Raw genomic sequence first — 10846 nt, 5'->3', positions numbered from 1 at the left:
GGCTTACATTTAGATGTATGATGTATGTGTAGAATAATTATATATAAAATTTTTACATACTAAAAAAGGAGGTGCCCCATGTATTTTCCAACATCATCGGCCTTGATTGAATTTCTAATCCTGGCCATCCTAGAACAAGGGGATTCCTATGGTTATGAGATTAGCCAAACCATTAAACTCATTGCCAAAATCAAGGAATCCACCCTCTACCCCATCTTGAAAAAACTGGATACCAACCGCTATCTGACTACATACTCTCGCGAATACCAAGGTCGGATGCGCAAATACTACTCCTTGACAGAGATTGGAGAGGAGCAACTCTTTGTCCTTCGAGAAGAATGGACACTCTACACTGACACTATCAATGGCATCATAGAAGGGAGCATTCGCCATGACAAGAACTGAATATTTGAATCAGCTTGAAGCCTATCTGATGAAGCTTCCTCAATCTGATCGCATTGAAGCCATGGATTACTTCAAAGAACTCTTTGAGGATGCGGGTCCAGAAGGTGAGGAGGAGCTTATCGCTAGCCTGGGAAGTCCAAAAGAAGCTGCCCATGATGTCCTGACTACACTTCTTGATAAGAAAATCAACGAAGAAAATTCCAGCAAGAACGACCGCCATATTTTACGTATCGCTCTACTAGCCCTTCTTGCAGCTCCTATCGGAATTCCAGTCGGAATTGCTCTTCTCATGGCTATCATCGGGATTTTTATCGCTGCTGTCAGCGTACTTATAGCCTTCTTTGCTGTATCAGTAGCTGGACTAATCCTAGGAGGCGTTCTCCTATTTGAAAGCTTCTACGTCATGGCTGAATCGACACCTGCTTTTGTACTGATTTTTGGTGGAGGTTTACTAGCTATTGGAGCTTCATCTTTAGTTCTGCTGGCAACGTCCTATGTAGCACGTTTCTTTGGATTACTAGTCCTTCGACTTATCCAATGGATTCTTAATAGAAGAAAGAGAGGTGAAAGACATGCGTAAATGGACAAAAGGATTTCTTATCTTTGGTGTTGTTACCAGTATCATTGGTTTTTCCATGATGATCATCGGTATCCAAACAGATGGTGTCAGAAGCCTCCTTGCAATGTCTCAAAATCCAGTATTTGAAAGTCGAATGGAAGAGCTCGTTTTTGATCAAGATATTGAAAATCTTAACATGTCACTAACAGAACATTCGCTCGTCATTACGGAGTCAAAAGATGATAAGATCCACATCCAGTATCACCCGACCATCTCTGAAAAAGAAAATCTCCAACATTTTATCAAAGAAAAAACTCTTGAGATTTCTGACACCAAGTCAACTACACGTCGTTCTGTAGGTTCTAGTATCGAGGGTATTCTATTTATCGCAAGCGGAGTCTCTAGACGTAATGATGAAGTCGTTCTATCACTACCGAAAGGAAGAGAGTTAAAAAACCTAACAGCCCAGGTCGACCATGGTGTCCTTTCCATTGCCAATGCAAAACTCAGCAACGCCAAGATTCAGTCAAATGGCTATCTTCTTCGGATCACTAATAGCGAAATAAAAAATAGCCAACTGACCACAACTGGAATTGTCAATGTATTTGAAACAAGTCTAACAGATAGCCGTATCCAAGCAGAACATGAACATATCTCTGCTGACGACATCCAAGTGCACGGTAAGGTAGAATTCGAGGCAGAAAATGACATCATACTCATGTTGTCCCGAAAAGAGCTTGAACGAATCAATCTCAATCTCTCATCAGAATACGGAGCTATTTATCATCGAACTCGAGAAGGAGTGAATCCTGTCCAGGGAAATCATGTAAATACTGACGAAGAATTCTCCAATCCTTACAAAGTAGAGAAAAAAGATACGCAAGATCTCCTCGTCGCAAAGGCAGGTCAAGATATCAACATTCCAGACGAACCGGATCGCTCACCCAATTCGAGAGGTCATTAATAATAGTTAATCATTACTACTCAAACAAGAAATAAAAAGGAGGTCCCATCATGACTCAAGAATGGTTTGAAAGTGCTGATTTCGAGAAAACAGCCAACAATGAGAAAAAAGATAACCCATCTGACCCAGTCATTCCCCAAGAAGAGTTAAAAGAAAAAGAAGAGTTGCCAGTGGTTGAAGAAAGCCTTCAAGCCAATCCTGAAGAACAAGAAGCTGACCTAGAGAAAGTAGAGAGTGACGAACACGAAGAAATCGTTGCAAAGACAGACAAGTCAGAAGAACCTGTAGAGACTGAAGAACAAGAAGAACTGGCAACAAAGACAGACCAAGCAGAAAAACCAGTTAAGGAAGCACCTCAGCCTAGCAAATCTTTGGAAAGTCCATTTGTCCCAGATCCTGTCCCTACAAAAACTGCAATCTTCAAAGAAGAATTGGCTGATTTTTGGGTCTGGTTACAAGGTGCTCTTAAAGAGCCAACAGCTCGTTTTGATACAGATAAAAAAAATAGTTACACCGCCTTTGTGCTACTGGCCCTCTTTTCTGCTACGAGTTTTCTCTTTACTGTTTACCACGCCAAACATAGCTACTACGGCCGCATGGCAAGTATCGATGCTGACTTCGTGGAACAATTCCCATCTCTCAATCTCTTTTCTGTCTTCTCCATTTTGGTAGCGACAAGTCTCTTCTTCTTTTCTATCCTCATGGGTGGATTTGTAGTCAAACGCTTTGTCGACCAGGACAGTGATTGGACACTTGAAAGAGCCTTTCAAGAGTATGGCAGACTCTTCGCCCTTCCTATCCTACTGACAGGCGTCGCTAGCTTCTTTGCCTTCTTTAATGGCCTACGCTTTGCGGCTCTTCTCTGTCTCATTAGTATTGGTATGGTCCTACTTGGCAACCTCTACATCATCTCAAGACCGAGTAAGGATAGTAAAACTGATCCTTTCTACCGTCTTCTCTTCGCAGTCCTCGTCAACGGAAGCGTCCTATTTCTCTTTTTCCTAGCAGAAATGGCACTGATTTCTGACTATCTCCGAATCCTAGCTTTTATGTAAGATAAAATCCTGTCACTCTGACAGGATTTTTTTGTGTACACAAAAAGCAGATCAAACGATCTGCCTTTTCACATTATTTAAAACCAATATCTTTCATTTATGCCTCTAGTTACCTTTTACTAAGTTCTCAAAATCTTCCCCTAAAACAGGTCCTACCACTATTTGGTTGGAATCCAAGTCCTGATAAAGTTCTTTTGGAAGAGCTTCTAAGAAGGCTTTGTAATCTAATCTAGCTACCGCTTCATAGTCTTCTGGTTTTGAACCATCTCCAGAGATTTTCACCAGGTCAATCTCCCATACAAGGTCCTTACCAGCCAACTGCTCAACATAAGTCACAGGAACAACAGGACCCTTTGGCAAAATGGTCTTAACCCCCTGAGCCAGGTGATAGATGCCGTGAATCTTACCTTCACTATCTGGGTAGAATTTCGCACTTGCAGGGTAGGCATCTGACCCTTGAACCTTCTTAACCAACTCTTCAAAACGTGCCAGTCCATCTTCTTCTAGGAAACTTTCTAAGTCCTTCTTATCAAAGTAAATAGTTGATAGAATTCCTTGGCAGAAGGCCAAACGGGCATCCTTATCAGCTAGATAGTTTTTAACAGTTTCTTGGAAATAGTCTTCCAAATCAAAGCCTGACAATCCTTCAACAGATTCACCAACCTTGCTAGACAAGGCTTGCAAGAGAGCTTCTACAATAACCCAGTCAGCTCTTGTAATTAAGTCAGGAATGATCACTTGATAGCCTTTTTGAGCATCTACATAACGAACTTTAAAGAGAAATTGAGACTTTCCCACAACAGCACACTCGATATACTCAAGGCGATTGAGGGGTTGACGAAGATAGACAGCATCGTAACTATGTGACTCTAAGCCATCTACTAGGGCTAAGACTGACTTAGCTGTTAAAATCTCCTGTTGTCCTAAAATACTTTGTTTATTTGGAATAAAAAATGTTTTCACCATAAATGGTCTCCTTTGAAATCGTTTACATATAGTATACACCATTTTCCTGAAAGATGCAGAAACAAATTTAAGATTTTTTGGTCAAAAGCATAGAAAAACAGCCCGTCAGGACTGTTGATACTATTATACGACTTCAGAATAATCTAGGTTCTCACCAATCGCTGCTAAACGCTCGATAACTTGATCTTGCGTCAATTCATGTTCTAAAACATAGCGATTACGTGGGTGAACACGGCACTCGTGTGAGCAACCACGGAGATATTTGTCTTCGTTGTCTTCTGATGCCAAGATACGGCGGTTACAGAATGGATTGCCACAGTTGACATAGCGTTCACATGGTGTTCCATCAAACCAGTCTTTCCCTACAATGGTTGGATTGACATGGTTGACATCGACTGCGATACGCTCGTCAAAGACATACATTTTCCCATCCCAAAGTTCCCCTTGAACTTCTGGATCTTTCCCATAAGTCGCAATTCCTCCGTGTAATTGACCGACATCTTTGTAGCCTTCACGTACCATCCAACCTGAGAATTTCTCACAACGGACTCCACCTGTACAGTAAACTACGACGCGCTTGTCCATGAACTTTTCCTTGTTATCACGAACCCATTGTGGTAATTCACGGAAGTTGCGGATGTCAGGACGGATAGCCCCACGGAAGTGACCAAGGTCGTACTCATAGTCATTACGAGTATCAAGGACCACTGTATCTTCATCTAGGAGGGCCTCTTTAAATTCTTGTGGTGACAAGTAAGCACCTGTTGTTTCAAGAGGATTGATGTCGTTATCAAAGTTATCATCCTCTAAACCAAGGTGGACGATTTCCTTTTTGTAGCGAACAAACATCTTCTTGAAGGCTTGCTCACTTTCCTCGTCAATCTTGAACCAGAGGTCTTCCATATCTGGAAGGCTATGAACGTAGTCCATGTATTTTTGCGTTGTTTCGTAGTCTCCAGAAACGGTTCCGTTGATCCCTTCGTCAGCGACTAAGATACGACCCTTGAGGCCGATAGACTTACAGAAAGCCAAGTGGTCTGTAGCAAATTGTTCCGCGTTTTCGATTGGAACATATTTATAGTAAAGTAAAACTCGAATATCTTTTGACATTTGCTTCTCTTTTCTAAGATTAAATTATCAGAATTTTTCATTCAACTATAACAGTATACTCTCCCAGGAAAGCGAATGCAATTTATTTGACCGAAAATTGAAAACAAGACCATTTTCAGATCTTGTTTCAACTAAATATTCGGTGAAGAAAAGTTAACAAAAATGGCAAGGTTGCTACAATATTATTAGTAACATGGACTGCATAGCTAGGATAGATACTCTTGGTATAACGAGTTAATCCAGCACAACATACTCCAAATGTCGAAAAAACAAGAATATCTAAGAAATTTGGAAAGCTAGAAAAGTGAGGAAGAGCAAACAAAACCGAAGGAAGAATCAGGTCAAGTCCAAGCTTCGAATCTTTAAAGAAGGCGTGTTGGAACAAACCCCTATAGATCAACTCTTCCATCAGAGGGCCTAGGAAAAATAAAGTCAGGTAGAGACCCAATTCGGCAAAATTTGTCTCACTATAGCCGATTAGTACAGCCCAGCCTTCAGAGGTTGACTGTACATGTCTTGCCGTTTGAAAATTAAAAGATATGTAAAGTACAGTTACGAAAACCGTCAAAACTGTATACCATAGCCATTTTTTCTTTGGAATAACAAAAAGGTAGCCATATCCTGCCTTGGCTAAAATCCAAATCATGAGGCCAATAAAGACAAGACTGATAAGATTTCGAATCCAGAAAAAATTGCCAATTTGAGAAGAAAATTGCCAATATTTTTGGATAACAAGAGTCAACTGAGAAAGCCCATATACAAAAAATAAGTAGGATAAGATTGCGCTGATTTTAAAGAATAGATGGTATTTTTTCATATACTTATTACCAACGATACTTGTAAGGCAAATGCCTGGGTTCAAAATGCAGATAATTATATGTATGTACTCTAAAAAGAATCACCACCCCGTCTGGAAAAATCCAGACAAGGCAGTGATCGCATCTTTTAGGAATGAATACACGAAATCAATTGTTCTTGAGATTATTTGTTTTTCAAGAATTCGTCGTATTGTTTTTGCATTTCATCCAATACTTTTTGGTAAGCACCTTCAGATTTAAGTTTTTCCATCAATTCTGGAATAGCTTTTTCTGGGTCTACAGTACCAGTGTTGATAGCTGTATCGAATTGTTGCATAGTGTTAGTGATAGCTGAGATTTCAGATTTCACGTTGTCAGTGTTGAAGATGAATCCAAGCGCTGGAGATTCTTTTGCAGTTTCCAAGTCTTTCTTAGATTGTGCAATTTGTTCATCTGTAACGTTTTCGTTAATGTAAAGGATCCAGTTGTTACCAGTGTTCCATCCTGACATGTGAGTGTTTCCTTTGTATCCATCAAGGACTTTAACACGGTTTTCTTTACCTGCAACTTTTTCCCAGTTCTTGCCTTCTGGTCCATAAACAAGTCCGTTCAAGAGTTCTGGGTTAGTGTTCAAGAGGTTCAACACTTCCATTGCTTTTTCTTTGTTCTTAGAGTTGTTTGAGATTACAAAGTTTGCAACTTGAGTTGTTTGGTTTTTCTTGATGAAGTTAGTAAATGGTTTGATTTGGATGTCTCTGTTAGCAACACGAGAAAGCAAGCTACTACCGTAGTCAGCTGGTCCTACTGTCTCTTCACGAACAAACCAAGTATCTTGAGTAAGGTCATATGAAGTATCGCTAGTTGCTACGTCTTTTGGAATATATCCTGCTTCATAGAATTTGTGAAGAGTCTTCAAGTGTTCTACGAAACGAGGAACTTCGTAACGGTTTACGATCTTAGTAGTGTCGCCTTCAAGGTCGATGACGAATGGAAGTCCGTTTGCAACTGGGTAGTCAAAGTTTTCTGATGGGATAAAGTTTTTACCAACAGCAAATGGCATTACATCTGGAGCTTTTTCTTTGATTTGTTTCAATACTGGTTCAAGTGTTTCGTATGAAGTTACACCTGAGATATCGATTCCATATTTTTCAAGAAGTGGGCCGTTGAAGGCGAAGTTTTGTGAAGACGCAACGTTAGCCGCAACTGGAACTGAATAGATTTTACCGTTTACAGTGTTACCTTTGATGTAAGCTGGGTCAAGTGCTTTGTAAAGGTCAGCTCCTTCTTTCTTGTACAATTCTGTCAAGTCAGCATAAGCACCTTTTTGAGCGTTTACGACGTAGTTATCTGCAAATGCGATATCATAGTTTTCACCTGATGAAGTGATAACTGACATTTTCTTACCGTAGTCACCCCAACCAAGGTATTGGATATCCAATTTAGCACCAACTTTTTCTTCGATGATTTTGTTTGCATTTTCTAGCAATTCATCCAAGTTATCTGGTTTGTCACCGATTTGGTACATTTTGATAACAGGTTTATCACCTGATGCTGAGTCAGCAGCTTTTTGGCTGTTTCCTTTAAGGTTTCCACAAGCAGCAAGGCTAGCAGCTAAAGCTACAAGGCTAGCAGATGCAAAAGCATATTTTTTCCAGTTTTTCATTATAAAAACTCCTTTTTTTATTTTTAAAGTTATTAACAAGTTGAGATTGTTGATTTTTCTTAACTAGAAAAATCAGGGCTAGGGGAGAAACAAGGTTTCTCAAATTTCCCTATTCTTTAACACCACCGATAGTCAAACCTTTTACAAAGTAGCGTTGGAAGAATGGATAGAGAATCGCAATAGGTAGGGTTGCAACTACAACCATGGCCATACGACCTGTTTCCTTTGGTAAGGCAACTGCAAGTTGTCCTGACATACCAACTGACTTAGCAATGTAATCCATGTTGTTTTGAATTTGCATGAGCAAATATTGCAATGGATACAAGTTATCACTCTTGATGTAAAGAAGGGCGTTAAACCAGTCATTCCAGAATCCAAGCGCTGTCAATAGTGTAATCGTTGCGATACCTGGTAGTGAGAGCGGCAAGCAAATTTGGAAGAAGATACGAGCTTCACTAGCTCCATCGATACGAGCTGATTCGAGGATTGCTTCTGGGATGGTCTTCTTGAAGAAGGAACGCATCAACATGATGTTGAATGGTGATAGAAGCATCGGAACGATCAAGGCCCAAATGGTATCACCAAGATGAAGCAATTGTGTCACTACGATATAGCCTGGTACCAAACCAGCGTTGAACAACATACTGAGAAGAGCGAAGATTGTAAAGAATTTACGATACTTAAATGTTGAACGTGAGATGGCATAGGCGTAAGTTGTCGTGATAAAGACGTTTGTCAATGTCCCAACTACTGTTACAAATACTGAAACAAAGAGAGCTTGTAAAATCTTATCTTTGAACTGAGTTAAAAACTCAAAACCATCTAATCCAAATTGTGATGGGAAGAAGCTATATCCATGTTGAATGATACTCTTCTCATTTGTAATTGAGATAATGATAACAAAGATGAAAGGCAAGATACAGGAGAAGGCTAGCAAACCAGATATGATACTAAAGAAGATATCTGCTTTCTTGCTGAAGGAGTGTATGCCAACATTATCAATTTTTGCTTTTTGAACTTTTTTTGCCATATGCTCCTCCTTTCTAGAATAGGGCTGAGTTAGGATCTACACGTCGTGCCAGTAAGTTTGATAGGATAACCAAAATCAAACCAACGACTGACTGGTAGAGACCTGCTGCTGAAGCCATACCGATATCTGCTGTCTGAGTCAAACCGTTAAAGACATAGACGTCCAATACGTTTGTTACACTATAGAGCTGACCAGCATTGTGAGGGATTTGGTAGAAGAGACCGAAGTCTGCTCGGAAGATGTTTCCGACTGCAAGGATGGTCAATACTGTCACAAGTGGTGTTAACTGAGGGATGGTTACGTTGCGGATACGTTGCCATTTGCTAGCACCGTCCACTGTTGCTGCTTCGTAGTAGGTTGGGTCAATACCCATGATTGTTGCATAGTACATAACACTACTGTATCCAAAGCCTTTCCAAATACCTAGGAAGAGGAGAAGATAAGGCCAGATACTGATGTCAGCGTAGAAGTTAATCCCCTTCATGCCAAGAGCTTCCAAGGCGTGGTTGATGACCCCTTTATCGATGTTTAGGAAAGCATCTGTAAAGAAACTGATGATAACCCAAGATAAGAAGTAAGGGAACAACATAGATGTTTGGTAGATTTTAACCATTTGCTTAGAGCGAAGTTCACTAAGGATAATGGCAATACCAACCGATACAATCAAACCGATAAAGATGAAGCCAAGGTTGTAAAGAACAGTATTTCGAGTGATAACAAAGGCATCTTTTGAACTAAACAAGAACTTGAAGTTATCTAGTCCGACCCATTTACTATTTATAATACTGTGGACAAACCCTTCGCCAGTCATTCGGTAATCTTTGAAGGCGACCACATTTCCAAATACCGGGATGTAGAAGAATAAGATCAACCAAAGTGTCCCTGGTAGAACCATTAAGAAAAAAATCCAGTTATCTCTCAAGGTTTTTGAAAACTTGTTCATAATTTCCTCCCTTTTTATTTTTCTAAAACTTAATAATCTCACAATTTTTAGACTTGATAACGTTTACAAAAATAGTATACTCTTATTTTAAGGATAGTTTAAACTACTAATTATAGAAAAAACTCCACAAATTATTTTATGTGGAGAACTTTTTTATATAAGAAGGATGTTTCACGAGAAACGTCTTGCTTGCAAGAGGTGTTGCCCATATTTGTTACTTGAAAACTTGTTCTAATATCGGTTGGTGAAATTCAACAAAATGAACCTGGGCATCTGTAATAGTACCTGCTTCGTTCACATAACAGGCCAAGATTTCAAATCGTTTTTCTCCAAGACCAGCAGTATAGCCATGCCATTTAAAAGTATATTTGACTCCATCGACTTGCCCAAATTGCATCATCTGATCCGGAACTGCAAGCCCATAATAGCGACCATATGTTGCTAGGCTAGCCGACTTATATCTTTCACCACTACTATCCGAGTAGGATTCCATGGCTAGTTTTATCTTGTCTGCTAGAGCACTATAGTCTGTATCTGGCTCATTCTCTCTAGTGACACTCGTTTTTAATAGAAACCCCTTAAAGCCTTGTGCTAAATCTGTGTTTTCAGTCTCTTCAAAGTTTGCAGCACTGACAGTTTCTAACGTCTTATCGGCATGTAAGACCTGTGCTTGCCCATCTTTCAGTGTAAATAAGTAGAAATGTTTGTCCTGATTGTCATAGTAGGCATCCAAAACCAAGTAATCATAGGCATTGTCACTGGACACCCCGAAAATATTCCATCTGACTCTTTTCTGAGAAACAGTCGTTGTTTCTAATTTTTTGATGAATTCATTTTTTTCGTCAAAGTTTCTATGCTCCAGTCTATGATAGGACTGCCCCATAGAAGCAGCCCAGCTTGCAAACTCTTCCTGCCACTTTTCCGTGTTGTATTGGATTAGCTTCTGAAAATCCGAGTAGTTCTTCATAATCAAGGCTTGGTCAGTCGGATTAGATTGCTGGAGTTCTTCCATAGCTACAACGGTAGCAGACACGGGTGATTGAACACTTGTATCTTTGGCTTCTTTTTCGTGCGCAAGAGCCTTTTGATAGGAATCCGCTAGGCAGTGAAAATAGTTGGTTACTTCCTTGGTTTGTTGCTCTCTTGATGTTGACTGACTAGTTACGCTATCTTCTGTCGCCTTGTGGCAAGCAGATAAAACTAGCATACTCACACTTAGGACTAGTAGTAGCTTTTTCATGGTCAGACCTCCAAACTATCCTTATACTCAATGAAAATCAAAGAGCAAACTAGGAAGCGAGCCGCAGGCTGTACTTGAGTACGGCAAGGCGAAGCTGACGTGGTTTGAATTTGA

11 protein-coding genes are annotated in these 10846 nt (G+C 40.0%); 4 read left to right on the top strand and 7 right to left on the bottom strand.

Annotated elements, in window-relative coordinates:
- The first annotated feature begins 78 nt into the window (after window positions 1-78).
- From ACORHT_RS00305 to ACORHT_RS00290, 4 genes are read left to right on the top strand one after another with little or no spacing between them, the layout of a single operon-like run.
- On the top strand, window positions 79-405 hold the full coding sequence (locus ACORHT_RS00305; protein ID WP_000273853.1) for a PadR family transcriptional regulator: 327 nt from the start codon (window positions 79-81) through the stop codon (window positions 403-405).
- Complete coding sequence (locus ACORHT_RS00300) at window positions 392-985, top strand: DUF1700 domain-containing protein (RefSeq protein WP_434350240.1); 594 nt, start codon at window positions 392-394, stop codon at window positions 983-985. The genes ACORHT_RS00305 and ACORHT_RS00300 overlap by 14 nt, the downstream gene beginning before the upstream one ends.
- Window positions 978-1928 carry a DUF4097 family beta strand repeat-containing protein gene (locus ACORHT_RS00295; protein ID WP_434350239.1) on the top strand — a complete coding sequence of 317 codons (951 nt, stop codon included), beginning with the start codon at window positions 978-980 and terminating at the stop codon, window positions 1926-1928. The genes ACORHT_RS00300 and ACORHT_RS00295 overlap by 8 nt, the downstream gene beginning before the upstream one ends.
- 50 nt (window positions 1929-1978) lie before the next feature.
- Entirely contained in the window at window positions 1979-2983 is a 1005-nt protein-coding gene (locus ACORHT_RS00290; RefSeq protein WP_434350238.1) for a DUF6574 domain-containing protein, read from the top strand.
- 105 nt (window positions 2984-3088) lie between these two features.
- Here the strand turns inward: ACORHT_RS00290 and ACORHT_RS00285 are convergent, their stop codons facing one another.
- The 7 genes from ACORHT_RS00285 to ACORHT_RS00255 all read right to left on the bottom strand — a co-directional run bounded on the left by ACORHT_RS00285 (window position 3089) and on the right by ACORHT_RS00255 (window position 10732).
- Window positions 3089-3949, bottom strand: coding sequence for a DUF4299 family protein (locus ACORHT_RS00285; RefSeq protein WP_434350237.1), 861 nt, complete (start codon window positions 3947-3949; stop codon window positions 3089-3091).
- Window positions 3950-4072: 123 nt separating this feature from the next.
- On the bottom strand, window positions 4073-5059 hold the full coding sequence (locus ACORHT_RS00280; RefSeq protein ID WP_434350236.1) for a rhodanese-related sulfurtransferase: 987 nt from the start codon (window positions 5057-5059) through the stop codon (window positions 4073-4075).
- Between the two features lie 127 nt (window positions 5060-5186).
- Window positions 5187-5876 (bottom strand): lysostaphin resistance A-like protein, encoded by a 690-nt coding sequence (locus tag ACORHT_RS00275; RefSeq protein WP_434350235.1) that lies wholly within the window; start codon window positions 5874-5876, stop codon window positions 5187-5189.
- 164 nt (window positions 5877-6040) lie between these two features.
- Entirely contained in the window at window positions 6041-7519 is a 1479-nt protein-coding gene (locus ACORHT_RS00270; protein WP_049530324.1) for an ABC transporter substrate-binding protein, read from the bottom strand.
- Between the two features lie 109 nt (window positions 7520-7628).
- The gene (locus ACORHT_RS00265; RefSeq protein ID WP_414271082.1) at window positions 7629-8549 is read right to left on the bottom strand and encodes a carbohydrate ABC transporter permease; all 921 of its coding nucleotides are present in this window, start codon (window positions 8547-8549) and stop codon (window positions 7629-7631) included.
- A gap of 13 nt (window positions 8550-8562) precedes the next feature.
- Window positions 8563-9492, bottom strand: coding sequence for an ABC transporter permease (locus tag ACORHT_RS00260; RefSeq protein WP_434350234.1), 930 nt, complete (start codon window positions 9490-9492; stop codon window positions 8563-8565).
- A gap of 214 nt (window positions 9493-9706) precedes the next feature.
- Window positions 9707-10732, bottom strand: a complete 1026-nt coding sequence (locus ACORHT_RS00255; RefSeq protein ID WP_434350233.1) for a DUF4767 domain-containing protein — start codon at window positions 10730-10732, stop codon at window positions 9707-9709.
- Window positions 10733-10846: the final 114 nt, after the last annotated feature.

The organism is Streptococcus sp. KHUD_014 (genome assembly GCF_051106275.1).
In the GTDB taxonomy this organism is placed as follows: Bacteria; Bacillota; Bacilli; order Lactobacillales; family Streptococcaceae; genus Streptococcus.
The sequence above is the reverse complement of the archived record's forward strand: the minus strand, read 5'-3'. Positions and strand labels throughout refer to the sequence as shown.

What these genes read in the sequence shown, in the direction of transcription:
- ACORHT_RS00305 (WP_000273853.1), top strand. Translation starts at nt 79, where the DNA reads ATGTATTTTCCAACATCATCGGCCTTGATTGAATTTCTAATCCTGGCC.
- ACORHT_RS00300 (WP_434350240.1), top strand. Translation starts at nt 392, where the DNA reads ATGACAAGAACTGAATATTTGAATCAGCTTGAAGCCTATCTGATGAAG.
- ACORHT_RS00295 (WP_434350239.1), top strand. Translation starts at nt 978, where the DNA reads ATGCGTAAATGGACAAAAGGATTTCTTATCTTTGGTGTTGTTACCAGT.
- ACORHT_RS00290 (WP_434350238.1), top strand. Translation starts at nt 1,979, where the DNA reads ATGACTCAAGAATGGTTTGAAAGTGCTGATTTCGAGAAAACAGCCAAC.
- ACORHT_RS00285 (WP_434350237.1), bottom strand. Translation starts at nt 3,949, where the DNA reads ATGGTGAAAACATTTTTTATTCCAAATAAACAAAGTATTTTAGGACAA.
- ACORHT_RS00280 (WP_434350236.1), bottom strand. Translation starts at nt 5,059, where the DNA reads ATGTCAAAAGATATTCGAGTTTTACTTTACTATAAATATGTTCCAATC.
- ACORHT_RS00275 (WP_434350235.1), bottom strand. Translation starts at nt 5,876, where the DNA reads ATGAAAAAATACCATCTATTCTTTAAAATCAGCGCAATCTTATCCTAC.
- ACORHT_RS00270 (WP_049530324.1), bottom strand. Translation starts at nt 7,519, where the DNA reads ATGAAAAACTGGAAAAAATATGCTTTTGCATCTGCTAGCCTTGTAGCT.
- ACORHT_RS00265 (WP_414271082.1), bottom strand. Translation starts at nt 8,549, where the DNA reads ATGGCAAAAAAAGTTCAAAAAGCAAAAATTGATAATGTTGGCATACAC.
- ACORHT_RS00260 (WP_434350234.1), bottom strand. Translation starts at nt 9,492, where the DNA reads ATGAACAAGTTTTCAAAAACCTTGAGAGATAACTGGATTTTTTTCTTA.
- ACORHT_RS00255 (WP_434350233.1), bottom strand. Translation starts at nt 10,732, where the DNA reads ATGAAAAAGCTACTACTAGTCCTAAGTGTGAGTATGCTAGTTTTATCT.